Genomic DNA, 23,704 nt, shown 5'->3' on the forward strand with positions numbered 1-23,704 from the left:
GATCAAGGAAGTTGCCACTTCCTTGATCACCGCAGGGGGGTTTCCCGATCACCGCAGGGAGGGCGGTGGTGCCGGGGCGTCAGAGGGCAGCGCGGCGGCGCCGGGGCGCGGCGGTGGAGGAGCGCACGACCAGGTCGGCCACCAACGGCGGGCGCACCGGCACGGCGGCGCCGCGCAGCAGCCGCACGAGCGTGTCGGCCGCGGCGACCCCGACGTCGTAGATCGGCTGGCGCACCGCGGTCAGCGGCGGGTCCACCACGCGCGTCCACGCGAAGTCGTCGATCGTCACCAGCGACAGGTCGCGCGGCACCTTCACGCCGAGGTCCTGCAGGGCCTGCAGCACGCCCAGGGCGATGCGCCCGTCCGAGGCGATGAGCGCGGTGGGCGCGCCGGCGCCGCGCAGCAGCTCCTCGACGGCGGCGCGGGTGGCCCGGTCCGAGGCGGCGCCGAAGCGCACCAGGGACGCGCCGACCGCCAGCTCGCGCGCGTCGAAGGCGGCGACGATGCCGCTGACGCGGTCGGCGACGGGGGAGCTCGCCACGACCAGCTCGCGGCTCCAGGGCACCCCGGGGTCGGCCAGCGCGGTCAGGTAGGTGATCCGCCGGTGGCCCAGGTCGAGCAGCAGCTCGGTGGCGGCGCGGGTGGCGGTGGCGATGTCGACGTCCACCGAGGGGGCCTCGAAGCCGGGCAGGCGGCGGTCCAGCAGCACCAGCGGGCGCCCCTGCTCGCCCACCTCGCGCAGGTGCTCCACGTGCTGCGAGGACGCCGGCGAGACGATCAGCCCGTCGACCTGCTTGTCGAGCAGCAGCCGCACGCCCTTGCGCTCGGCCTCGACGGCCTCGCCGGTGTTGACCAGGACGACGTCGTAGCCGGCGCGCGCGGCGGTGTCGGAGATCCCGCGCACGGCCAGGGCGAAGTAGTCGTTCTCGATGTCGCCGACGACCACCCCGACGGTGCGCGAGCGGCCGGTGCTGATGCTGCGCGCCAGCTCGTTGGGGCGGTAGCCGAGGTCCTCCGCGGCGGCCAGGACGCGTTCGCGCACGTCCTCGCTGACGGCGCCGTAGCCGCCCAGGGCCCGCGCGGCGGTCGCCTTGGCGACCCCGGCGCGGCGGGCGACGTCGGTCACGGTCGCGCGGCGGGCGCGCCCACCGGTGTCGGTCATCGTCCTCCTCGGTCCCCGCCGAACGCGGCGGGAACACTTCGTTACAGCTCGGAAACAGTTCCCCGTTGACCCGGCTCGACACCGTGGCCTAGCGTCGTCACCAGGCGTTGAGACCGGTCTCAGCGTAGAGGGTGAGACCGGTCTCAATCCACGGTCCCGCTCTCCGCAGGAACACCGCCCCCGACGGGAGGACACCTCGTGAACCCCGTGCACGACCTGCCCGCCCGACCCCGCGACGTGCCGCGCGTGCTCGCCGCCGGGGACAACGTCGTGGACCGCTACCCCGCCACCGGTCTGTGCTACCCCGGCGGCAACTGCGTGAACACCGCCGTCGCCGCCGCCCGCGCCGGGGCCGAGGCCGCCTACCTCGGCGCCGTGGCCCCCGACGCGGCCGGGGACCTGCTGCGCGCGGCGCTGGCCGCCGAGGGCGTGCGCACCGACCGGCTGCGCGTGGTGCCCGGGCGCACCGCGCACTGCGTGGTCGAGGTCGTCGGCGGCGACCGGCGCTTCGCCTCCTCCGACCCCGGCGTCTCGCGGTTCACCCCCGACGCCGGCGACCTGGCGCACGCGGCGGGTTTCGACGCCGTGCACGTCGGCCGCTCCAGCGGCCTGGACGCCTGGCTGGCCGCGTTCGCCGCCGCCAGCCGCCTCAGCTACGACTTCGCCCAGGACGGCGACCTCGACCGCGTGCGCCGCGTGGCGCCGCTGGCGTGGCTGGCCACGTTCTCCACCGGCCACCTGGACGAGGACACCGCCGGCGACCTCGCCCACGCCGCGCTCGGCGCCGGCGCGCGCTGGGTGCTGCTCACCCGCGGCGCCGCCGGCGCCGTCCTGACCGACGGCACCGGCACCTGGCGGGTGCCCGCCGCACCGGTGGACCTGGTGGACACCCTCGGCGCCGGGGACGCGTTCACCGCCACCGTCCTCGTCGGCCTGCTGCGCGGCACCGACCCCGCCGCCGCCCTGCGCGCCGCGGCCCGCGCCGCCGCGCGCACCTGTTCCCGGCCGGGCGCCTTCGGGCACCCGGCCCCCGACCCGCTGGCGACCGCCGGCGTCTGAGCACCGCGAACCCCTGGAGGAGAACGACGTGACCGACGGCACCTACCTCGGCCCGCAGCCCGTGGCCGAGGTCCCCGACCTCGCCGGCCCGCTGGAGGCCGTCCTGGAGCAGTGGCAGGACGTGCGGCGCTGGGTCGCCGCCCTGCCGGGGACCACCCGCGTGTTCCTGGTCGGCGCGGGCGGCTCGTACCTGAACGTGCAGGCCGCCCAGTACGTGCTCGACACGGGGGCGCGCGTGCCCGCGAGCGCCGTGAACTCCGACGAGTTCTTCTTCCGCGCCCCGCCGGGCGTCGGGCCCGGCGCCGTGGTGATCCTGCTCTCCGGCACCGGCGAGACGCCCGAGACGGTGCGCGCCGCGCGCTGGGCCGTCTCCCGCGGCGCGGCCGTGGCCGCGGTGACGCTGAAGGGGGACAGCCCCGTCGCCCGCGCCGCGGGCACCGCGTTCGTCGGCGGCTCCGGCGACGCGAACCAGGTGCTGCTGCAGTTCCTCGCGCTGGCCCTCCTGGAGCGCGAGGGGCAGGACGTCACCGCCCGCCTGGAGGCGCTGCGCGCGCTGCCGGGCGCGCTGGAGAAGACCGTGCACGCCTTCGAGCAGCGCGCCGCCGAGGTCGTCTCCGTCATGAAGGACGTGCCCGTCACCCACGTGCTGGCCTCCGGCCCGCTGTTCGGCCCGGCCTCGGTGCTCACCTCCTGCTACCTGCAGGAGATGCAGTGGATGCACGCCACGACGATCAACGCCGACGAGTTCTTCCAGGGCCCGTTCGAGGTGATCGACTCCACCACCCGCACCATCGTGTTCCTGGGCGAGGACGCCACCCGCCCCATGGGCGAGCGCGTGCGCACCTTCCTGGACACCTACTCCGGGCCCACCTGCTACCTGGACACCCGCGACCTGGAGATGCCCAGCGTCGCCGCGGAGCAGCGCTCCTTCGTCGCCCCCCTCGTGGTCGCCGCGCTCGTCGCCCGCCTGGCCGCGCACTACGCCGCCCAGCGCGGCTACGCCCTGGCCGGGCGCCGCTACATGTGGACCGTCGACTACGCCATCACCTCCTGACCCGCCCCCGCCCGCCACCCCGACAGAACGGTTGCTGACCATGCGCGTCCCGACCAGCCGTCCCGGCCGCCGCTCCGTGCTCGCCGCCGCCCTCGCCGCCACCGCCGCGCTGACCGCGAGCGCGTGCGGCGGCGGCAGCGACGCCGCGGCCACCGCCGAGAACCCCCTCGGCCTCCTCGAACCCGGGTCGATCCGCGTGGCCAGCGTCGGCGACATCCGCCCGTACGCCTTCACCGACGCCTCCGGGGAGTTCACCGGGTTCGACGTGGAGCTGTTCCGCGACGTCGCCCGGCGCATCGGCGTGCAGGACGTCACCTTCGTCGGGCAGGACTTCGCGGCCCTGCTGCCGGCCGTGGCCAACGGCCAGTTCGACGTGGGCGTCGCCGCCATCGGCATCACCCCCGAGCGCCAGGAGACCGTCGACTTCTCCGAGGGATACCTCGCCGGCTACCTGACCGTCCTGACGACGCCGGACAGCGGCATCGCCTCCGCCGACGACCTGGGCGGTGCGCGCCTGGGCGTCGTGCAGGGAACCCTGCAGGAGGCGTACGCGGTGAAGAACTTCACCGGCGCCGAGCTGGTGCGCTTCCCGGACAACAACACCGCCGTGTCGGGCCTGAACAGCGGCAGCGTGGACGCGCACTTCCTGGACTACGAGGCCGCCAAGGGCTACGTCGAGCAGTTCGGCCTCGTGGACGCCGAGGACATCCCCTCCTTCGACGCCCCCGCCGGTTTCGCCGTGGCGAAGGGCAACGCGGCGCTGAAGGAGGAGCTGGACTCCGCGCTGCGCGCGGCCATGGAGGACGGCACCTGGAAGGCCCTGTACCAGGAGTGGTTCCCCGGCTCGCCGATGCCCGAGCAGTACCTGCCCAGCGCCGAGCGCACGTCCTCGTCCTCGCCCTCGGCGTCGTCCTCGCCCACCGCGACGAGCTGAGGGGAGCGCCGCCGTGACCTGGTTCGACAACCTCACCCGCACCTTCCTCGACACCGGCGCGATGCTCGAGGTCCTGCCGCAGATGCTGACGACGGGGCTGAGGAACACCCTGGTCATCTCGATCGCGGCCACCGTCACCGGCACCGTCCTGGCGATGGTGCTGGCGATCATGGGGATCTCCCGGTCGCGCTGGCTGCGGGTGCCCGCCCGCGTCTACACCGACGTCTTCCGCGGCCTGCCGGCGATCGTGACGATCCTGCTCATCGGGCAGGGGTTCAGCCAGTTCAGCCGCGAGCTCTTCGGGCCCTCGCCGTACCCGCTGGGGATCCTCGCGCTGGCGCTGATCTCCAGCGCCTACCTCGGGGAGATCTTCCGCGCCGGCATCCTGGCCGTGGACAGGGGCCAGCTGGAGGCGTGCCGGGCGCTGGGCATGAGCTACGGCACGGCGATGCGCCTGGTCGTCGTCCCGCAGGGCGTGCGGCGGGTCCTGCCGGCGCTGGTGAACCAGTTCATCGCCATCGTCAAGGACTCCTCGCTGGTGTACTTCCTCGGCCTGCTCACCAGCGAGCGCGAGCTGTTCCGCGTCGGGCAGGACGCCGCCGTCCTGTCCGGCAACCTCTCCCCCCTCGTGCTCGCCGGGGTGTTCTACCTGATCATCACGGTGCCGCTGACGCACCTGGTGAACGTCGTCGACGAGCGGTTCCGCACCGGCCGCCGCCGTCCCACCACCGCACCGCGCAGCGGCCTCGACGAGGTCGCCGAGCTCGCCGGCACCCGAGGGAGCGCCTCGTGACCAGGACCACCGCCACCGCCCCGACCACCGCCCCGACCACCTCCCCCGGTTCCGGCCACTACGCCGGGTCCAGCCTGGAGCTGCGCGGCCTGCGCCTGGCGTACGGGCCCGTGGAGGTCGTGCGCGGCGTCGACCTGACCGTCGCCCCGGGCAGCACCACCTGCGTCATCGGCCCGTCCGGGTCGGGCAAGTCCACCCTGCTGCGCGGCGTGAACCGCCTGCACGAGCCGGCGGGCGGTGACGTGCTCATCGGCGGGCAGAGCGCGCTGACGGTCGCCCCGGACGCGCTGCGCCGCCGGGTCGGGATGGTGTTCCAGCACTTCAACCTCTTCCCCGACCACACCGCCGAGGAGAACGTCGCCCTGGCGCTGCGCACGGTGAAGAAGGTCCCCCGGGCGCAGGCGCTGCGCACCGCCCGCGAGCGCCTGGCCGAGGTCGGCCTGGCCGAGCGCGCCGACCACCGCCCCCGCGACCTGTCCGGCGGGCAGCAGCAGCGCGTGGCGATCGCCCGCGCGCTGGCGCTGGAACCGGAGGTGATGCTCTTCGACGAGGTCACCTCCGCGCTGGACCCCGAGCTGGTCAAGGGCGTGCTGGACCTCATGGCCGGGCTCGGCCGGCAGGGCATGACGATGGTCGTCGTCACCCACGAGATGGGCTTCGCCCGCCGCGTCGCCGACCAGGTGGTGTTCATGGACACCGGCCGGGTCGTGGAAGCGGGCCCGCCCGCGCAGCTGTTCGAGGCGCCGCGCAGCGAGCGGCTGCAGCGCTTCCTGTCGCAGGTCCTGTGACCGCCCCGTCCTGCGACCCCCACCCGCACCGCACCCCTGGAGATCCCGTGAGCACCGCCTTCCCCGTCCCCGCCCCCCGCGCCGGGGCCCCGCGCGTCGTCGTCGTCGGCGGCGGCGTGCTGGGCGCCTCCACCGCGGCGCACCTGGCCCGCGCCGGCGCCCGCGTCGACCTGGTCACCGAGGCGGAGGTCGCCTCCGGCGCCAGCGGCCGCTCGCTGTCGTGGCTGAACTCCGCCGGCGCGCGCACCGACGCCTACCACCTGCTGCGCACCGTGGGCATCGACCGCTACCGCACGTTCCTCGCCCGCACGGGCTTGGGCGACCGCGTCCGCTTCGACGGCGGCCTGACCTGGGCGGGGCCGGGCGAGAGCCACAAGGAGCGGCACGCGCACGAGCTCTCGATCGGGTACGACTCGGTGTGGCTCTCCCCCGGCGAGGTGGCCGCGTGGACGCCGGGCGTGGACGCGGCGGCGATCGCGCAGGAGGGTGCGGTCTTCAACCCCGGCGAGGGCTGGGTGGACCTGCCGCTGCTGGTGGACGCGCTGCTGGGGCAGCTGCGCGCCGCCGGCGGCGAGGTGCACACCGGCACCGGCCGCGCCGTGCCGCTCGTCACCGGCGGGCGCGCCACCGGTGTGCGGACGGCCTCCGGGCGCACCTTCCCCGCCGACGCCGTGGTGCTGGCCACCGGCCCGGGGGTGCCGCGCGACCTGGCCGGGCTGGGCGTGCACGTGCCCGACTCCTCCCCGGTCTCGCTGCTGCTGGAGACCCGGCCCCTGGAGCACCCGCTGCGCGCGGTGCTGAACACCCCGCGCGTGGCGCTCCGCCCCACTCCGCGCGGCACGTTCGTGCTGGACTCCGGCTGGTCGGAGGAGGAGGTCGTGGTGCACGCCGAGGGCGAGTACGAGGTGCGCGGCTCCACCGTCGAGGGGCTGCTCGCGGAGGCGTCCAGGGTCCTGGCCGGCAACCCGCGCCTGGAGGTGGCGCGCCGGGGCGTGGGCCGCAAGCCGATCCCCGGTGACGGCGAACCGGTGGCCGGTGCGCTGCCGGAGGTGGTGGGCCTGCACGTGCTGTTCACCCACAGCGGCGCGACCCTCGGGCTGGTCCTGGGCGAGTTCACCGCCCGGGAGGTGCTGGGCGAGCGGGTGCCGCTGCTGGAGCCGTTCCGCCCGCAGCGCTTCGCCACCGCCGGCTCCTGACGCCCTCAGGGGGCGCGCCTCAGGGGGTCGGGACGGCGGGGGGCGGGGCGCCGGTCCCGACCCCGCCGGCGGGCACGCCGGGGGCCAGCGGCGGCACCGGGCGCGGCGCGCAGGGTGCCACCTCGACGCCCTCTGGCCCGCCCGGGCCGGTGGAGCGGGGACCGGACCCGAGCCGGGACCCCGAGCCGGGACCCGGCTCGGTGAGCACCGTGCAGGCGAGGGTGCCGGGACCGGAGCCGTCCAGCCACAGGTGCCGGCCGTTCGCCTCGAAGCGCGACTCCCGCACCGTCCACGGCGAGCAGCCGTCCGCGAGCAGGCCGGTGTCGTTGCCGGTGAGCTCGCTCTGCTCCACGAGCAGCCCCGGGCGCCGGCACAGCAGCGCGATGTCGTTGTGCTCCAGCCGGCTGGCGCGCACCGCCAGGGAGGGCGCGTCGCCGCCGCCCTCGACGCCCAGGCCCGTGAAGTTCCCCTCGACGGTGGAGCGGGTGACGACCAGGCGCCCGGCGACGGCGGCGCCGGTGTTGTTGCCGCGCAGCACCGACCCGGTGAGCAGCGCGGCGCCCTCGACGCCGACCAGCGCGCCCGAGCCGTCCAGCTCCAGGCGCAGGTCGCGCAGCACCGCGCTGCCGGGGGCGCCCTGCCGGGTGGCGGTGCCGGGGTCGCGCGGGCTCCAGCGCTCCTCCACGCCCACCCGCACGCCCACGTCCCAGCCGGCGACGCGGCCGTCGCGCACCGTCACGTCGTGGGCCTCCACGGAGATCCCGTAGCTGTCGGAGGGCAGGTCCGTGGTGAGCCGGGGGCCGGTGACGCGGTGGCCGCCGAGGTCGACGTCGACCCCGTCGGCGCGCACGACGAGGCCGCGGGTCCCGGAGCACTCCAGGTCCGCGGCCAGGCGCACGTCGGCGGTGATGACCTCCCCGCAGCTCAGCCGCCGGGCGGGGGGCCCGGCCGCGGCCGCGGCGGCCGACGCGCCCAGGGCCAGGACCGCGAACGCCGCGACCGCCCGGGGCCTGGACGCGCGGAACCGGGCCGCGCGGAACCGGGCCGCGCGGGGCCCGGACGCGCGCAACCCCCGCGACCGGTGCCGGTCGCGGGGGCGGGGCGCGGGTGCGGTCACGCGGTGACGCGCAGCGGCGTCACCGTCTCGTCGTCGTCCTCGGCGACGTGCCGCGGCGCGGGGTGCTCGACGAGCGCGATGACGCGCCCGGCCATGAACCGGGCCGTGCGCACCGGGGTGCCGCCGCGCGTGACCTCGGTGACCTCGACCAGGCCGCGCCCGTGCGCGACGTCGACGCGGCGGCCCGCGCGGGTCGCCTCGACCTCGTAGGTGCGGGTGTCGCCGCCGGCGTCGACGACGACCTCCACGCGATCGCCCTTCACGTCTGCCTCCTGGCTGGGTGGGGTGGGGTGGGCCCGGCCGGGGGGCCGGTCCGGGGAGGGGTGGGTGGCGGCGCCGCGCCTGCGCCTGTCGGCACGGTGGTCGCTCGCGGCGACGGGGGTGGAGCCCGGGGCACGTGCGGCGCCGTCACCTCTTCCAACACCGCGCCGCGGTGCTCTCTTCCCCGTCCGGAGCCCGTCCGGGGCCCGTCCGGGGCCCGTCCGGAGCGCGTCCGGAGCGCCGCGCGGGCCCGGCGCTCAAGGCCGGCGGCGCTCCTGCCGACACCTGCCGCAGCGGCCCAACCCTGTGCCGGAACGACCCCCGTGGAAGGACCCTCGGCGTGAGCCGTCTCCCCACCGCTGCGAGCCCGGCGCCCGCGACGACCCGCCACCACGTGCGCGTGCTGGGCCGCGCCGACGGTCCCGCGGTGCTGCTCGTGCACGGGTTCGGCTCGGACCAGTCCGCGTGGGACCGGGTGCTGCCCGCGCTCACCGAGGGGCACCGCGTGGTCCTCATGGACCAGGCCGGCGCCGGCCGCTTCGACGCGAGCGCCTACGACCGCGAGCGGTACTCCACGCTCGACGGGTACGCGCAGGACGTGGTCGCGGTGTGCGAGGAGCTGGACCTGCGCGACGTGGCCGTCGTCGCCCACAGCGTCAGCTCGGTGATCGCCGCGCGCGCCGCGCTGCTGGCCCCGGGCAGGTTCGCGCGGATCGTCATGCTGGCGCCGTCGGCGCGCTACACGGACGACCCCGCGGACGGCTACGACGGCGGTTTCTCCGCCGAGGACGTCGAGGAGCTGCTCGCCTCCCTGGACCACAACTACCTGTCGTGGACCGCCTCCGTCGCCCCGATGATCATGGGGAACCCCGAGCGCCCGGAGCTGGGCGAGGAGTTCACCGGTTCCTTCCGCCGGCTGGACCCGGCCACGGCGCGCTGCTTCGCGCGGGCGACGTTCCTGGCGGACTCGCGCGAGCTGCTGACCCGCGTGCAGGTCCCGGTGGCCGTGCTGCAGTGCCGCGACGACGCCCTGGCCCCCGACACCGCGGTCCGCGAGGTCGTGCGGCGCCTGCCGCGCGCGACGCTGGTGCCGCTGCGCGCCACGGGCCACTGCCCGCACGTCAGCGCGCCGGAGGAGACGGCGGCCGCGGTCCTGGCCCACCTCGCCCACCCCGCCGACCGGGCCGCCCCGGTCCCGCAGCCGTGACGGCCCTGGACGGCTCCCCCGCGCCCTCCCCGGCGCCCGAGGCGGACAGCGGGTTCGAGGCGGACGGCGGGTTCGAGGCGCTGTTCCAGCACGCCCCGTGCGGCTACCTGACGACCACCGACGACGGGCGCCTGACCCGCGTCAACGACACGTTCCTCACCTGGTCCGGGCACCGGCGCGAGGACCTGCTGGGCACGGCGTTCGCGCGCCTGCTGCCGGTGGGCGACCGGATCCTGTGGACCACGAGCTGCGCGCCGCGGCTGGCCACCGACGGCGGGGTGAGCGAGGTGGTGCTCGAGGTCGTCGCCGCCGACCGCACGCGCCGCCCGGTCCTGGTCACCGCCACCCGCGCGCCGGGGCGCGGGGGCGCGGAGGCCGAGGTGCGCCTCGTCGTCTTCAGCGCCCCGGAGCGGCGCGCCCACGAGCGCGAGCTGATCGCCGCGCTGCACCGGGTGGAGGAGTCGGAGGAGCGCCGCGCGGCCGCGGAGGCGCACGCGCGCCGCTCGGCGCTGACGGACGCGCTGACCGGGCTGCCCAACCGCGCCGGGCTGAGCGCCCACCTGGGCTCCGGCGCGGCCGGGGGCGGGCGGCGCGTGGGCGTGCTGGTGGTGGACCTGGACCACTTCAACGTCGTCAACGAGAGCCTGGGCGAGGCCGCCGGCGACGAGCTGCTGCTGACGGTGGCCGGGCGCCTGCGCGCGGCGGTGCGCGAGGGCGCGGCGGTGGCGCGCCTGTCCGCGGACGAGTTCGCGGTCGTGGACGGGTGCGAGGACGCCGACGAGGCCCGCGCCCTGGCCGAGCGGCTGCTGGAGGCCCTCAGCGCCCCCGTCGTGCTGGAGGGCCTGGAGGTCGTCACCTCCGCGAGCATCGGCGCCGCCGTCGCCGCGGCGCGCGGGGGCTCGGCGGAGCGGGCGCTGCACGACGCCGGCGCGGCGATGCAGCGGGCCAAGGCCCGCGGCCGCAACCGCGTGGAGGTCCACGACCCCGCGCGCACCGACGCGGCCGTGGACCGGCTGCGGCTGCTGGGGGAGCTGCGCCGCGGCATCGCCGACGGCGAGCTGCGCCTGCACTACCAGCCGCGCATCGGCCTGCGCGACGGCACCGTCAGCGGCGCCGAGGCGCTGGTGCGCTGGCAGCACCCCGAGCGCGGGCTGCTGCCGCCGGCGGAGTTCATCGACCTGGCCGAGCGCTCGGGGCTGGTGCGCGAGCTGGGCGCGCGGGTGCTGGACGGCGCGGTCGAGCAGGCCGCCCGCTGGGCGCGCGACCCGCAGCACCCCACCCTGGAGGTGGCGGTGAACCTCTCCACCCGCCAGCTCACCGACCCCGGCCTGGTGGCCGCGGTGACGGGCGCGCTGACCCGCCACGGGCTGGCCCCGCACCTGCTGGTGCTGGAGGTCACCGAGACGGCGCTGGTGACCGACCCGGCGGCGGCCGAGGCGGCGCTGACGGCGCTGAAGGGGCTGGGCATCGGCATCGCCGTGGACGACTTCGGCACCGGCTACGCGAGCCTGACGTACCTGCAGCGCTTCCCCGTGGACGAGCTGAAGATCGACCGCTCGTTCGTCACGGGCCTGGGCGTCAGCGACGGCGACGCCGCGATCGTGCGCACCTGCGTGCAGCTCGCCCACGCGGTGGGGGTGCGCGCGGTCGCCGAGGGCGTGGAGACCGAGCAGCAGCGCGAAGCGCTGACGGGCATGGGCTGCGACTTCGCGCAGGGGTACCTGTACTCGCGCCCGCTGCCCGTGGAGGCGTTCGCGGAGTGGGTGCGCGCGCGCTGATCCACCGGCGCACCGGGAGGCGGGCGGGGCCCGGGGCGCCTAGCGTCACCCGCATGCAGCAGCGCAGCCTCGGTCCCCGCACCGTCTCGGCCATCGGCCTGGGCGCGATGCCCATGTCCATCGAGGGCCGCCCCGACGAGGAGCGGTCGATCGCCACGGTCCACGCCGCCCTCGACGCGGGCATCACCCTCATCGACACCGCCGACGCCTACCACCTGCACGCCGACGACGTCGGCCACAACGAGGAGCTCGTCGCGCGCGCCCTGCGCTCCTGGGGCGGGGACTCCTCGCAGGTCCTCGTGGCCACCAAGGGCGGCCACCTGCGCCCCGGGGACGGCTCCTGGACCCAGGACGGCCGCCCCGAGCACCTGAAGGAGGCCGCGAAGGCGTCCGCCAAGCGCCTGGGCGTGGAGGCGATCGGGCTGTACCAGTTCCACCGCCCCGACCCGGACGTGCCCTACGCGGAGTCCGTCGGCGCGCTGCGCGAGCTGCTCGACGAGGGCGTGGTCCAGATGGCCGGGATCTCCAACGCCGACGTCGCGCAGATCGACGAGGCCAACGAGGTCCTCGGCGGGCGCCTGGTCTCCGTGCAGAACCAGTTCTCCCCCGGTTTCCGCTCCAGCCTGGGCGAGCTGGAGCACTGCGCGCGCCTGGGGATCGCGTTCCTGCCGTGGAGCCCGCTGGGCGGCATCGGCGGCGCCGCCGACCTCGGCAGCGAGCACGCCGCGTTCCAGCGCGTGGCCGACGCGCACGGTGTGAGCGTGCAGCAGGTGGCGCTGGCGTGGGAGCTGGCCCTGGCCCCGGTCGTGGTCCCGATCCCCGGCGCCTCGCAGCCGCGCAGCACCACCGACTCCGCGCGCGCCGCGGAGCTGGTGCTCAGCGCGGACGAGGTCTCGACCCTGTCGGAGGCGTGAGCGTGCGCACCGTCCCCCTGGGCACCAGCGGCCTGCAGGTCCCCAACGTCGTCCTGGGCCTGATGCGCATCGCCGACATGAGCGACGAGGCGGTCCGCGAGCTGTGGAGCACCGCGCGCGAGGCCGGCATCACCTTCGTCGACCACGCCGACGTGTACGGGCAGGAGCTGCACCGCTGCGAGCGGCGCTGGGCCGAGGCGGTGCCGATGAGCCCCTCCGAGCGCGACGCGGTGACGATCCAGACCAAGTGCGGCATCGTGCCCGACGGGCCGTACTTCGACTTCTCGTACGAGCACGTCGTGCAGTCGGTGGACGCCTCGCTGGAGGCGCTGCGCACCGACCGCATCGACGTGCTGCTGCTGCACCGCCCCGACGCGCTCGTGGAGCCCGACGAGGTGGCGCGCGCGTTCGACGAGCTGCACGCGGCGGGCAAGGTGCGCGCGTTCGGCGTCTCGAACCACACGCCCGGGCAGATCGAGCTGCTCAAGCGCTCGGTGCGCCAGCCGCTGGTGGCGAACCAGCTGCAGCTGTCCATCACGCACGCCCCGCTCATCGCGCACGGAGTGGCCTCGAACATGCAGGCGCTGGACCAGTCGGTCTCGCGCGACAACGGGGTCCTGGACTACTGCCGCCTGAACGACGTCACGGTGCAGGCGTGGTCGCCGTTCCAGGCCGGGTTCTTCACCGGGGTGTTCCTGGGCAACCCCGAGTACGCCGAGCTCAACGCGGTCGTGGACCGCCTCGCGCAGCAGTACGGGGTGCCGCCGATCGCGATCGCCACCGCGTGGATCACCCGCCACCCCGCGGGCATGCAGGTGGTGCTGGGCACGACGAACCCCGAACGGGTCGCCGGGGCGGCGCAGGGCTCGGACCTGCCGCTGACGCGGGCGGAGTGGTACGAGCTGTTCCGGGCCGCGGGGTACACCGTGCCGTGAGGCGTGCGGGCGGGGCCGCCGGCGGTCCGGCCGGGCGGCCCCGCTCGCGGTTCAGACCCCCGCGCGGCACGCCGCGGGCGCGGTCGTGGTGCCCCGGTCGACGACGTGCGAGGGGGTGATGGGCGGCTGGCGGGCGTCGCCGCCGCCCAGCACGCTGAGCACGGAGGCCCCCAGCCGGCGGCCGCGGTGGTGCACGTCCACGCTCATCGCCGACACCGGCGGCACGGACAGCTCGCACAGCGGCGAGTCGTCCATCGAGAGCAGGCTGACCTCCTCGGGCACCGCGCGCCCGAGCGCGACCAGGTGCTCCAGCGCCGCCACGGCCATCACGTCGTTGTCGAAGACGACCGCGGTGGGCGGCTCGGGGCGCTGCAGCAGCGCCGCGACGGCCCGCCGGCCGGCGGCGGCGGTGTAGTCGGCGGCCTCGGTGGAGACGAGCAGGTCCAGCTCGCGGGCGCTTCGCCGCAGCTCCGCGCGCCGCTCCTGGGTGTGCACCAGGTGCGGGGGCCCGCACACGTGCCCGAGGTGGCGGTGGCCCAGGCCGGTGAGGAACTCCACCGCGGCGCGGGTGCGCACGGCGTCGTCGGCGACCTCGCTGCTGCACGCGAAGGGGCTGTCGACGTGGGCGGCCAGCACGTACGGCAGGCGCAGGTCCTCCAGCGCCAGCGGGCGCACGTCGTCCTCGACGACGTCCACGACCACGACGGCGTCGACCTCCGCGTCGCGGCTCCAGCGGCGGTAGGCCGCCAGCTCCTGCGGCAGGTCCTCCGCGGCCAGGACCATGACGCCGAAGCCGCGCGGGTGCAGGACCTCCTCGATGCCGTCGACGAGCTCGACGAAGTAGGGCTCCACGCCGATGCGCCGGGCCGGGCCGGGCACCACCAGGCCGACGATCCCCGGCTCCCGCCCGGCGGCGGCGCTCACCGCGAGCGCCCGAAGGCGTTGGCGGTGCGCAGCACCGAGGGGCCGGTGAGCTCCTCGACGTCCACGACGGCGGAGGTGCGCACGCGGAACGTGCGCGACTCCCCGGCCAGCAGGGTGACCAGGCCGTCGTCGACGGTGGCGTCGGGCGCCACGGCGTCGGCCAGCAGCGTCACGTCGCGCGCGACGGCGCCGGCGCGCACCCGCACCGCGTAGCCGCCGGGCACCGCGGTGACGCTGGCGCGCAGCGGGTCCGGGTCCCACGCCAGGTCGCGGTCCTCGGCGAAGGCGTGCACGGTGCGCAGGTCGCCGGCGTCCACGACGAGCACCTCCGCGCCGGGGTCGCCGGGCTCGGTGAGCGCGGCGGGCAGCTCCACGGCGGCCACCGAGCGCGCGGCGACGACGACGTCGAGGGCTTCCTCGTGCAGCACCCGCCCCTCCAGCGCGGTGCGCCGGGCCAGGGCCCGGGCGCGCCACTCCTGCCCGGTGTCGTTGACCAGCAGCAGGTGCGCCCGCCCCTCGCGCGGCTGCACCGTCAGCAGCCGGGGGGCGTAGGCGTGGCGCAGGGCGTGGAAGGCGGGTTTGCGCCGCCCGGCGCCGTCGACGACGGCCCAGGAGGTCACCGGCCAGCAGTCGTTGAGCTGCCAGTAGACGCTGCCGGCGGTGCGCGGCCACCAGGAGCGGAAGTGCTCGATCGCGAACGTCACCGCCCGCGCCTGGTTCAGCTGCGCCGCCCAGGTCCAGTCCTCGAAACCGGCCGGGACGCCGGTGTGCGGGGCCATGCCGCGCTCGAGCTTGCCGTTGCCGTCGGCGGCCTTCTGGTGGGCCAGGAACACCGGCGAGGTCGTGGAGCGCTGCTCCGGCTCGAGCAGCTCCTCCAGCGTGGCGCGCGCGGGCGGGGCCTGCCAGCCGAACTCGGAGCAGAACCGCGGCACGCGATCGCCGTAGGCCCGCCAGTCCAGCGAGTTCCACACGTCCCACACGTGGTGGGTGCCGTGGTCGGGGTCGTTGGGGTGCACGCCCGCGGCACCGGGACTGTAGGGGCTGCCGGCGCAGTAGGCGCGGGTGGGGTCCAGCTCGGCCAGGACGGCGGGGAAGACCTCCTCGTAGTAGCGCAGCCCCCAGGTGGAGCCGCCCAGCTCCTCCTTCCAGCCCCAGTCCTCGTGGCCCCAGAGGTTCTCGTTGCCGCCGTTCCAGACGACCAGGGAGGGGTGGGCGCACAGGCGGGCGACGTTGTCGCGGGCCTCGGCCTCCACCTCGGAGGCCAGGGGCTCCTCCTCGGCGTAGGCGGCGCAGGCCAGCAGGAAGTCCTGCCACACCAGCAGGCCCTGCTCGTCGCACAGGTCGTAGAAGTCGTCGGACTCGTAGATGCCCCCGCCCCACACCCGCAGCAGGTTGACGTTGGCGTCCACGGCGTGGGCGATCGCCGCGGCGTAGCGGGTGCGGTCCAGGCGGGTCAGCAGGTGGTCCTCGGGGATCCAGTTCACCCCGCGCACGAACACGGGCACCTCGTTGACGAGCAGGACGGCGGGGGTCCCGTGCTCGTCGGGCGCGGTGTCCAGGCGCACCGAGCGGAACGCCGTGCGGTGCCGGGAGGTGTCCAGGACGTCCTCGCCGGCGCGCAGCTCGACCTCGACGCCCACGAGGGGCTGCTCGCCGTGCCCGCGCGGCCACCAGACGGGGGCGTCCGGCACGTCGAGGGCGAGCACGACGGCGCCGGTGCCCGGGGCGGCGGTGGCGGTGGCGGTGAGGTCCTCGCGAGCGGGCAGGCCGCTCAGGCGCACGCGCACCTGCAGCTCGCCGGCCTCCTCCAGGCCGGAGCGCTCCAGGTCCACGTGCACGCGCAGCCGCCCGGTGCTGCCCTCCAGGGTGGCCAGCGGCCGCACGGAGGTCAGGCGGGCGGTGCGCCAGCGCCGCAGCTCCACCGGCCGCCAGATCCCGGCGGTCTGCAGGTCCGGGCCCCAGTCCCAGCCGAAGCTGCACGCCATCTTGCGCACGGCGTTGAAGGGGTGGTCGTAGGCGCGCGGGCGCGCGCCGATGTCCTTCTCCACCGACTCGGCGTGCTCCAGCGCGGAGGTGAAGCGCACCTGCAGGTCGTTGGCGCCGGCGCGCAGCGCGGCGGTGACGTCGAAGCGGTGCCGGCGGTGCATGTTGGCGGTGCGGCCCAGCTCGGCGCCGTTGAGCTCGATCGCGGCCACGGTGTCCAGGCCGGCGAACTCCAGGTCGGCGCGCTCGCCAGGGGTCAGGGGTTCGGCCTCGAAGCGCAGCCGGTAGTCCCAGCAGGTGCGGTGCAGCCAGGCCAGCTCCTGCTCGCCCAGCCCGGCGTAGGGGTCGGGGATCAGGCCGGCGTCCAGCAGGTCGGTGTGCACGGTGCCGGGCACGGTCGCGCTCAGCGGGCCGGCCTCGGCCGCGGCCCGCACGGCCGGCGCCAGGTCACCGCCGGCGGGGTGCAGCGTCCAGCCGTGGTGCAGGTTGCGCACGATCACGGGTCGGTCCTTCCCTCAGGCGCCGGCGGCGGCGCGCGGTGCCCCGCCGCGCCGGGCGGCGGTGTCGGCGGCGGTGTCGATGTCGACCCACGCACCGAGGTGGTGGTCGTAGCAGACGCTGTTGTCGATGGTGGAGCGGTCGGGCGCGCCCTCGCCGGAGACGACCTTGCCCAGGCGCTCGGGGTCGGGCGCGGCCAGGGCCAGCAGCCTGGTGTAGTCGTGGTGCGGGTCGAGGATGACGGCGTCGGCGGGGCCGCGCTCGACGACGCGCCCGCGGTAGAGCACGAGGATCTCGTCGGAGAAGTGCCGGGCGGTGGCCAGGTCGTGGGTGATGTAGAGCACGGCCAGGTCCTCCTCGCGCTGCAGGCGCGCCAGCAGGTTCAGCACGCCCAGGCGGATGGACACGTCGAGCATGGAGACGGGCTCGTCGGCGATCAGGACCCCGGCGCCGGGCGCCAGGGCGCGGGCGATGGCCACGCGCTGGCGCTGCCCGCCGGACAGCTCGTGCGGGCGGCGGGCGGCGACGACGTCGGCGGGGGTGAGGTTGACCCGCTCCAGCATCTCCAGCACGCGCTCGCGGGTCTGCGCCGCGCCGCTGGTGCGCCGGTGCAGCAGCAGCGGGCGCGCGACGTGGTGCTCCACGGAGTGGAAGGGGTTCAGCGAGGCGAAGGGGTCCTGGAAGACCATCTGCACCTGCCGGCGGTACATCGAGCCGTGCACGGGCGTGCCGTCGGCCAGGGTGACGTCCACCGATCCGGAGGTGGGCCTCTCCAGGCGGGTGAGCAGCTTGGCGATGGTGGACTTGCCCGAGCCGGACTCCCCCACCAGCGCCACGGTGCGCCGCGGCAGCAGGTCGAAGCTGACGCGGTCCACCGCCCGCAGCGTGCGCCGGCGCAGGCCCTCGCGCAGGGAGTACTCCTTGGTCAGGTTGGTCACCGAGACGCTGGTCACGCGGCCCCCTCCTCGACGCCGGTGCGGATGAACGAGCCCCGCTCCCCCGACAGGCTGGGGAAGGAGCCGAGCAGCTTGCGGGTGTAGGGGTGCTGCGCGCCGCGGTACAGGGCCTCGGCGGTGTCCAGCTCGACGACCTCCCCGCGCAGCATGACGGCGATGCGGTCGCTGATCTCCAGCAGCAGGGGCAGGTCGTGGGTGATGAAGACGACGGCGAAGTCCATCTCGTCGCGCAGGCGCACGATCTCGCGCAGGATGTCGCGCTGGACGACGACGTCGAGCGCGGTCGTCGGCTCGTCCATGATCATCACCTGGGGCTCCAGGAGCATCGCCATGGCGATCATCACGCGCTGGCGCATGCCGCCGGACAGCTCGTGCGGGTACGAGCGGGCCCGGCCGGGGTCCACGCCCACCCGCTGCAGGACCTCCGCGGCGCGCTCCCGGCGCCGGCGGCGGTCCAGGGAGCGGTCGTGCGCGCGCAGGGTGTCGTCGAGCTGGGCGCCGACCGTGCGCACGGGGTTCAGGGCGTTCATCGCGCCCTGGAAGACCATCGACAGCTTCGACCAGCGGAAGGCGCGCAGCGCCTCGTCGTCCAGGGCCAGCACGTCGACGTCGGTGCCGGAGCGGTCGTGGAAGACGACCGAGCCGGAGGCGATGCGCGCCGGCGGCTGGTGCAGGCGGTTGACCGCGTAGGCCAGCGTCGTCTTGCCGCACCCGGACTCCCCCGCCAGGCCCAGGACCTCCCCGCGGTGCAGGTCGAAGGACGCCCGCCGCACGGCGGTGACGGGGGACTCGGTCTCGTAGACGACCGTGACGTCGCGGATGCTCAGCACCGGCTCACGGGTGGTCGCGTCGGTCCTCACCGCTCCTCCTTGCGGGCGGCCCGCGCCGCCGTCCTGGCCCGGCGGCGGTGCGTCCGGACGTTCTTGAGCTTGGGGTTGACGATCTCGTCGATGGAGAAGTTCACCAGGGACAGCCCGGTGCCCAGCAGCGCGATGAGCAGGCCCGGCGGGGCGAACCACCACCAGGCGCCCAGCGGCAGGGCGAAGCCGTTCTGGGCGTAGAAGAGCATCGTGCCCAGGGTCGCCGAGCCGGAGGCGCCCAGGCCCAGGAAGGACAGCCCGGCCTCGCCCAGGACGGCGGCGATGACGGCGAAGACGAACTGCGAGGCCAGCACGGGCAGCAGGTTCGGCAGGATCTCCACGACGATGACCCGCCAGGAGCGCTCCCCGGACAGCTTGGAGGCGGCGACGTACTCGCGGTTGCGCACCGACAGCGTCTGCGCGCGCAGCACCCGCGCCGAGGCGGCCCAGCTCGTCAGGGCCAGCACCACCGCGATCGTCCACAGCCCGCGGCTCTCGCGGGGCACGAACCCGGAGATGACGATGACCAGCGGCAGGCCGGGGATCACCAGGAACACGTTGGTCAGCAGGGAGAACGCCTCGTCGGCCACCCCGCCGACGTAGGCGCCGTAGATGCCGAAGAACGCCGAGAGCACCGTGGCCAGGACGCCGACGAGGAAGCCGATCTGCAGCGAGCCGCGGGTGGCGTGGGCGAGCTGGGCCAGGACGTCCTGCCCGGTCTGGGTGGTGCCCAGCCACAGCTCGCCCGAGGGCGGTTGCAGGCCGACGTCGCGGATGGTGTCGGGGTCGCCCACCAGCAGCGGGCCGATCAGCCCGAACAGGCAGATGCCGGCGACGAGGACGAGCCCGACGGCCAGCCAGGGGGTCATGGTCGGCAGCAGCGCCCGCCACGCCGGGGCCGGGGCCGGCCGCGGCGCGGGCCGCGCCGCCGGCGCCGGGCCCGTCGCCGGGGCGGACTGGGTGTCGGTCATCTGTGCTCCGTTCCCACCGGTGTTCACCGGGCGCGGGTGCGCGGGTCGATGAGGCCGTACAGCAGGTCGACCACGAGGTTGGCGCCCAGGACGGCGAGGGTGATGAAGAGGAAGACGCCCTGCATGAGCGCGTAGTCGTTGTTCGTCACGGCCGCCAGCAGCCGCGAGCCGATGCCCGGGTAGGAGAACACCTGCTCGGTGACCACCGAGCCGGACACCACGAACGCCAGCGAGATCGCGAAGCCGGCGATGGAGGGCAGGGCGGCGTTGCGCGCGGCGTAGTCGCGCAGCACCCAGCGCGCGGGCAGGCCCTTGGCGCGGGCGGTGAGGACGTAGTCCTCCGACAGCGTGGAGACCATCATGTTGCGCATCCCCAGCAGCCAGCCGCCGACGGAGGCCAGCACGATCGTCAGCGCCGGCAGGAACCCGTAGTACAGCGCCGAGCCGATGAACTCCGCGTTCCACCCCGGGTCCAGCACGACGTCGTAGCCGCCCTGGGAGGGAAAGAGGTTCAGCAGCCGGGACAGCACGTACACCAGGACCAGGGAGAGCCAGAAGTACGGCACGGCCGCCAGCAGGGTGGTCGCCGGGACCATGGAGTCCAGCCAGGTCCCCGGCTTCCAGCCCACCAGGGCGCCGAGCACGACGCCGAGCAGCGCGGCGATGACGGTGGCGATGCCGATGAGGGCGACCGTCCACGGCATCGAGGCGCCGATCACCTCGGTGACGGGGGCGGGGAAGTAGCTGATGGACGTGCCCAGGTCGCCCTCGAAGATGTTGCCCAGGTAGGTGAGGTACTGGGAGGGCAGGGAGGCGTCGGTGTCGCCGCCGAGCAGGGTGGCGTACGCCTTGCGGGTCTCCGGGGTCACCACCGCGCCCCGCTGGCTGAGCTTGGCCAGCAGGATGTCCACGGGGTCGCCGGGCAGCAGCCGCGGGATGACGAAGTTCAGCGTCAGCGCGGCCCAGAAGGCCACCGCGTAGAAGCCGAGCTTGCGCAGCAGGTAGTTCACGGTGTCAGCCCGCGGCCTTGGGGGTCAGCGTCTTGAGGATCTCCGCGGCGTCGAAGTCGGACCACACCGCGGGGAAGGCGTACTGCTCGCCGTCCACGGGCCAGCCGGAGAACTTCGCGGTGTTCCACACGCTGGTGTTCGAGCCGGTCATCACCGGGATGTACGGCATCTGGGTCGCCAGGGCCGTCTGGATGACGTCGAACTGCGCCTGCCGGCCGGCGGTGTCCTCCGGGGAGAGCTTCTGCAGGGCGTCCAGGGCGGCGTCGACGGCCGGGTCGGAGAAGCGCGACCAGTTGTTGCCGTTGGCCTTGGTGCCCACGGGCGCGGTCATGCGGCCGTCGTAGAAGTAGCTGTAGAGGTAGAACGGGTCGGGGGCCGGGCCCTGCCACAGCGAGTCGATGGCGAGCTCGAAGTTCCCCTTGAAGCGCTTGTCGGTCCACTCGTTCCAGGACGACTGCGCCGCCTCGACCTGGATGCCGGCGGCCTTGGCCTGCGCGGCGATGGTCTGGATGGCGGTGATGTAGTCGGTCCAGCCGGTGACGACCTCGATGGTCAGCGAGAGCTTCTCCCCGCCCTTGGCGTAGATGCCGTCGGCGCCCTTGACCCAGCCGGCGGCCTCGAGCAGGCGCGCGGCCTCCTGCGGCTGGGCGGTCATCGGCGCCACCCTCGGCTGGACCTGCGCGGAGATGGTGTCCGCCTGGGTGCTGGTCAGCGCCATGGAGGGGGAGATCTCGGCGGCGGTGTCCTGGAAGGCGAGCTTGTTCAGCTGGGTGCGGTCGATGGCGTGGAAGAGGGCCTGGCGCACGGCCGGGTCGGTCTGCGGGCCCTCGCAGCCCAGGGCGGCGTTCGCGCAGGTGCCCAGGACCATCTGGTTCTGCGCGACGGAACCGGTGTCGTAGTTCGGGAAGTTCTTGTTCGTGTTGGCCATGTCCGGGATGGGCCCGGTCTGCCAGTCGATCGTGCCGGCGGCGATGGCGTCGGCACCGGCCTGGTTGCCGGACAGGGCCAGGAACCGCACCGTGGAGACCTTCGGCGCCCCGCCCCAGTACTCGGGGTTGGCGGCCATGGTGAACGCCTGGCCCTTGAAGTCGCTCAGGACGTAGGCGCCGGTGCCCACCGGCTCCTCCAGGACGTCGGCCTCGGGGTCGATGTCCTTCCAGAGGTGCTCGGGGACGATGACGATGGAGCTGAGCACGTCGGGCCCGGAGGTGTAGGCCGGCTCCGGCCAGGTGAAGGTGACGTGGGTGTCGTCGACCTTGGTCACGGCCCCGTCGAAACCGGTGCCGTTCAGCCCGGGGTGGTCCAGCAGCATCTGGAAGGTGAACACCACGTCGTCGGCGGTGAAGGGCTCGCCGTCGGACCAGGTGGCCCCCTCGCGCAGGGTGACGGCCAACTCGGTGCCGGTGTCGTTCCAGGCGTACTCGGTGCCCAGCAGGGGCTTGGGCTCGGCGTCGGCGGCGGTCTTGTTGATGAAGAACATCGGCTCGAAGATCAGCCCCGAGCCGCCGATGTCCGAGGGCGAGTACGGGTTGAAGTTGACCTGGTAGTCCCCGGCCTGACCGGTGTAGGCGATGAGGGTGGAGGCGCTGTCGCCGCCACCGCCGCTGCCCTCGGCGCCGCCGGAGCAGCCGGTGGCGAGCAGGGTCAGCGCGGCCGCTCCCGCGACCACGAGGCGGGACAGGCGTCGCGGCCGGCGGGCGCCGGGGGTTCGGGCGGGTGCACTGGTCCAGAGGTTCATGGCGGAGTCCTCGGTCTGCTGGCCGCAGCTCGCGGCGGTGCGAGTGCCGGACCGCTCCCCGTCCACCGCCATCGGTGCCCGGGGTCCAGCGCAGCCCGTCAGGCGGCATACTTAACCAACTTGATTAAGGAGCGTCAAGGCTCTGCTGCGCGCCGCCCCGGCTGGGTACAGTTCCCCGGTCCACCCTGGGCGGCGCGGTCGCACCCCCAACCTGAGGAGTCGTCATGACCTCGCTCGACGGTCGCCTCGAGACGGCCCGGCGCCCGGGCCGGGCGGGTGCCCGCGAACGGCTCATGGACGCCCTGCGCTCGGCCGGCCCGGTCAGCCGCGTCGAGCTCGCCGCCCTCACCGGCCTCACCGAGGCCTCCGTCTCCACCACCGTGCGCCGGCTGCTGCAGGAGGGCGTGGTCGTCGAGGTGGGCCGCACCCCCACCGCCGGCAAGCCCCGCACCCTGCTCCAGCTCGACCCCGGCGGGCGCACCGCCGTCGGCATCGACCTGAGCACCACCGCCGTCACCTACGTCCTCACCAGCCAGACCGGCGGGGTGCTGGCCCGCCTGACCCGCCGGATCACCGGCAGGGTCACCGCCGAGGACCTCGCCGCCCGCCTGGCCGGCGACGTGGACCGGCTCATCGACAAGGCCGGCGAGCAGCGCTCCACCTGCCTGGGCATCGGCCTGGTGTGGGGCGGCCCGCGCGACGGGCTGCTGCGGCGCACCGGGCGCGAGGCGGCCCCCGGCAGCGCCCCCGTGGACGGGGACCTGCTGCGCGAGCACCTGCAGCGCCTCAGCGGCTGGCCGGTGCTCGTGGAGAACGACGCCACCGCCGCCGCCGTCGGCGAGTACTGGGTGGCCCGCGTGGACGCCGCGCGCTCCTTCGCCGCCCTGTACATGGGCGCCGGGCTGGGCGCCGGGCTGGTCCTGGCCGGCAGCGCCCACCGCGGCGAGCGCGGGCACGCCGGGGAGTTCGGGCACGTGTGCGTGCAGGTCGACGGCCCGCCGTGCGGGTGCGGCGGGCGCGGCTGCCTGGAGGCCGTCGCCGGGCCCGAGACCGTCGTGCGCCGCGCGCTGGCCGACCCCGCCGCCCGCGCCGAGGCCGGCCTGGAGGCCTCCACCCGCCGCTCCGTGCTCACCGACTTCTCCGCGGTCGCGCGCGCCGCGCGCACCGGCGGCCCCGGCTGCCGCGCCCTGCTGCAGGACTCCGCCCACCACGTCGCCGCCGCCGCCGAGACGCTGGTGAACCTCCTGGACGTGGACCTGCTCGTCCTGACCGGCCCCGGCTTCGCCGCCGCCTCGGCGATCTATGGGCGCGCGATCACCGAGCGCTTCGGCGCGGCCGGCTCGCGGGTGTGGGGGCGCCCGGTCACCGTCACCGTCTCCACCGCCGCGGCCACCGCCCCCGCCGTCGGCGCCGCCGCCCTCCTGCTCCAGGAGCGCCTGACCCGCTGAGCCCCTCCCCCCGCGCTGATCCACCCCTCGTCCCCGCGGCGACCTCCCCCCTTCTCCCCCTGCGGGGGCGCGCGGCGGGTGGGGCGGCCGGGGGCCGCGCCCGGGGGGTGGGGGGGGG

General features: G+C 75.4%; 21 protein-coding genes. 11 read left to right on the forward strand and 10 right to left on the reverse strand.

Annotated features, from left to right (window positions below):
- Positions 1–79: 79 nt before the first annotated feature.
- A complete protein-coding gene (locus tag ACRYR7_RS14760; RefSeq protein ID WP_432572864.1) occupies positions 80–1,162 on the reverse strand; it encodes a LacI family DNA-binding transcriptional regulator in 1,083 nt (360 codons plus the stop codon).
- Positions 1,163–1,360: 198 nt separating this feature from the next.
- Here ACRYR7_RS14760 and ACRYR7_RS14765 point away from each other — a divergent pair, with 198 nt between their 5' ends.
- From ACRYR7_RS14765 to ACRYR7_RS14790, 6 genes are all read left to right on the forward strand, one after another.
- Positions 1,361–2,221 (forward strand): PfkB family carbohydrate kinase, encoded by an 861-nt coding sequence (locus tag ACRYR7_RS14765; protein WP_432572865.1) that lies wholly within the window; start codon positions 1,361–1,363, stop codon positions 2,219–2,221.
- Between the two features lie 28 nt (positions 2,222–2,249).
- Positions 2,250–3,275 (forward strand): SIS domain-containing protein, encoded by a 1,026-nt coding sequence (locus tag ACRYR7_RS14770; protein ID WP_432572866.1) that lies wholly within the window; start codon positions 2,250–2,252, stop codon positions 3,273–3,275.
- 40 nt (positions 3,276–3,315) lie between these two features.
- A complete protein-coding gene (locus tag ACRYR7_RS14775) occupies positions 3,316–4,209 on the forward strand; it encodes an ABC transporter substrate-binding protein (protein ID WP_432572867.1) in 894 nt (297 codons plus the stop codon).
- 61 nt (positions 4,210–4,270) lie between these two features.
- Complete coding sequence (locus ACRYR7_RS14780) at positions 4,271–5,002, forward strand: amino acid ABC transporter permease (RefSeq protein ID WP_432572882.1); 732 nt, start codon at positions 4,271–4,273, stop codon at positions 5,000–5,002.
- A gap of 74 nt (positions 5,003–5,076) precedes the next feature.
- Positions 5,077–5,790, forward strand: coding sequence for an amino acid ABC transporter ATP-binding protein (locus ACRYR7_RS14785; RefSeq protein ID WP_432572883.1), 714 nt, complete (start codon positions 5,077–5,079; stop codon positions 5,788–5,790).
- Between the two features lie 47 nt (positions 5,791–5,837).
- The gene (locus ACRYR7_RS14790) at positions 5,838–6,986 is read left to right on the forward strand and encodes an NAD(P)/FAD-dependent oxidoreductase (RefSeq protein ID WP_432572868.1); all 1,149 of its coding nucleotides are present in this window, start codon (positions 5,838–5,840) and stop codon (positions 6,984–6,986) included.
- A 19-nt stretch (positions 6,987–7,005) separates the two neighbouring features.
- Here the strand turns inward: ACRYR7_RS14790 and ACRYR7_RS14795 are convergent, their stop codons facing one another.
- A complete protein-coding gene (locus tag ACRYR7_RS14795; RefSeq protein ID WP_432572869.1) occupies positions 7,006–8,055 on the reverse strand; it encodes a right-handed parallel beta-helix repeat-containing protein in 1,050 nt (349 codons plus the stop codon).
- A gap of 44 nt (positions 8,056–8,099) precedes the next feature.
- On the reverse strand, positions 8,100–8,366 hold the full coding sequence (locus tag ACRYR7_RS14800) for a hypothetical protein (RefSeq protein WP_432572870.1): 267 nt from the start codon (positions 8,364–8,366) through the stop codon (positions 8,100–8,102).
- Positions 8,367–8,704: 338 nt separating this feature from the next.
- On the opposite strand from ACRYR7_RS14800, the gene ACRYR7_RS14805 reads away from it, so the two are divergent.
- From ACRYR7_RS14805 to ACRYR7_RS14820, 4 genes are read left to right on the forward strand one after another with little or no spacing between them, the layout of a single operon-like run.
- Positions 8,705–9,571, forward strand: a complete 867-nt coding sequence (locus ACRYR7_RS14805; RefSeq protein WP_432572871.1) for an alpha/beta fold hydrolase — start codon at positions 8,705–8,707, stop codon at positions 9,569–9,571.
- Complete coding sequence (locus ACRYR7_RS14810) at positions 9,568–11,349, forward strand: putative bifunctional diguanylate cyclase/phosphodiesterase (protein ID WP_432572872.1); 1,782 nt, start codon at positions 9,568–9,570, stop codon at positions 11,347–11,349. Before ACRYR7_RS14805 ends, ACRYR7_RS14810 begins: the two co-directional genes overlap by 4 nt.
- 53 nt (positions 11,350–11,402) lie before the next feature.
- Positions 11,403–12,263 carry an aldo/keto reductase gene (locus ACRYR7_RS14815; protein ID WP_432572873.1) on the forward strand — a complete coding sequence of 287 codons (861 nt, stop codon included), beginning with the start codon at positions 11,403–11,405 and terminating at the stop codon, positions 12,261–12,263.
- Between the two features lie 2 nt (positions 12,264–12,265).
- Entirely contained in the window at positions 12,266–13,198 is a 933-nt protein-coding gene (locus ACRYR7_RS14820) for an aldo/keto reductase (protein ID WP_432572884.1), read from the forward strand.
- Between the two features lie 51 nt (positions 13,199–13,249).
- On the opposite strand, the gene ACRYR7_RS14825 is transcribed toward ACRYR7_RS14820, so the two are convergent.
- The 7 genes from ACRYR7_RS14825 to ACRYR7_RS14855 are packed head-to-tail and all read right to left on the reverse strand — an operon-like array spanning position 13,250 to position 22,138.
- Entirely contained in the window at positions 13,250–14,122 is an 873-nt protein-coding gene (locus ACRYR7_RS14825; RefSeq protein ID WP_432572874.1) for a LacI family DNA-binding transcriptional regulator, read from the reverse strand.
- Complete coding sequence (locus ACRYR7_RS14830; protein ID WP_432572875.1) at positions 14,119–16,605, reverse strand: glycoside hydrolase family 2 protein; 2,487 nt, start codon at positions 16,603–16,605, stop codon at positions 14,119–14,121. Before ACRYR7_RS14830 ends, ACRYR7_RS14825 begins: the two co-directional genes overlap by 4 nt.
- 15 nt (positions 16,606–16,620) lie before the next feature.
- Entirely contained in the window at positions 16,621–17,556 is a 936-nt protein-coding gene (locus ACRYR7_RS14835; protein WP_432572876.1) for an ABC transporter ATP-binding protein, read from the reverse strand.
- Positions 17,553–18,419: an ABC transporter ATP-binding protein gene (locus ACRYR7_RS14840; RefSeq protein ID WP_432572877.1), complete on the reverse strand. Its 867-nt coding sequence runs from the start codon at positions 18,417–18,419 to the stop codon at positions 17,553–17,555. The genes ACRYR7_RS14835 and ACRYR7_RS14840 overlap by 4 nt, the downstream gene beginning before the upstream one ends.
- A complete protein-coding gene (locus tag ACRYR7_RS14845) occupies positions 18,416–19,390 on the reverse strand; it encodes an ABC transporter permease (protein ID WP_432572878.1) in 975 nt (324 codons plus the stop codon). Before ACRYR7_RS14845 ends, ACRYR7_RS14840 begins: the two co-directional genes overlap by 4 nt.
- Before the next feature lie 23 nt (positions 19,391–19,413).
- Positions 19,414–20,400, reverse strand: a complete 987-nt coding sequence (locus ACRYR7_RS14850) for an ABC transporter permease (protein WP_432572879.1) — start codon at positions 20,398–20,400, stop codon at positions 19,414–19,416.
- Between the two features lie 4 nt (positions 20,401–20,404).
- A complete protein-coding gene (locus tag ACRYR7_RS14855; protein ID WP_432572880.1) occupies positions 20,405–22,138 on the reverse strand; it encodes an ABC transporter substrate-binding protein in 1,734 nt (577 codons plus the stop codon).
- Positions 22,139–22,362: 224 nt separating this feature from the next.
- On the opposite strand from ACRYR7_RS14855, the gene ACRYR7_RS14860 reads away from it, so the two are divergent.
- Positions 22,363–23,586 (forward strand): ROK family transcriptional regulator, encoded by a 1,224-nt coding sequence (locus ACRYR7_RS14860; RefSeq protein ID WP_432572881.1) that lies wholly within the window; start codon positions 22,363–22,365, stop codon positions 23,584–23,586.
- Positions 23,587–23,704 lie beyond the last annotated feature (118 nt).

It is taken from the genome of Kineococcus gurbantunggutensis (assembly GCF_050871925.1).
In the GTDB taxonomy this organism is placed as follows: Bacteria; Actinomycetota; Actinomycetes; order Actinomycetales; family Kineococcaceae; genus Kineococcus.

Bases quoted from the DNA above. Each gene is read 5' to 3' on its own strand.
- ACRYR7_RS14845 (WP_432572878.1), bottom strand. From the start codon at position 19,390: ATGACCGACACCCAGTCCGCCCCGGCGACGGGCCCGGCGCCGGCGGCG.
- ACRYR7_RS14780 (WP_432572882.1), top strand. From the start codon at position 4,271: ATGCTCGAGGTCCTGCCGCAGATGCTGACGACGGGGCTGAGGAACACC.
- ACRYR7_RS14760 (WP_432572864.1), bottom strand. From the start codon at position 1,162: ATGACCGACACCGGTGGGCGCGCCCGCCGCGCGACCGTGACCGACGTC.
- ACRYR7_RS14855 (WP_432572880.1), bottom strand. From the start codon at position 22,138: ATGAACCTCTGGACCAGTGCACCCGCCCGAACCCCCGGCGCCCGCCGG.
- ACRYR7_RS14860 (WP_432572881.1), top strand. From the start codon at position 22,363: ATGACCTCGCTCGACGGTCGCCTCGAGACGGCCCGGCGCCCGGGCCGG.
- ACRYR7_RS14815 (WP_432572873.1), top strand. From the start codon at position 11,403: ATGCAGCAGCGCAGCCTCGGTCCCCGCACCGTCTCGGCCATCGGCCTG.
- ACRYR7_RS14775 (WP_432572867.1), top strand. From the start codon at position 3,316: ATGCGCGTCCCGACCAGCCGTCCCGGCCGCCGCTCCGTGCTCGCCGCC.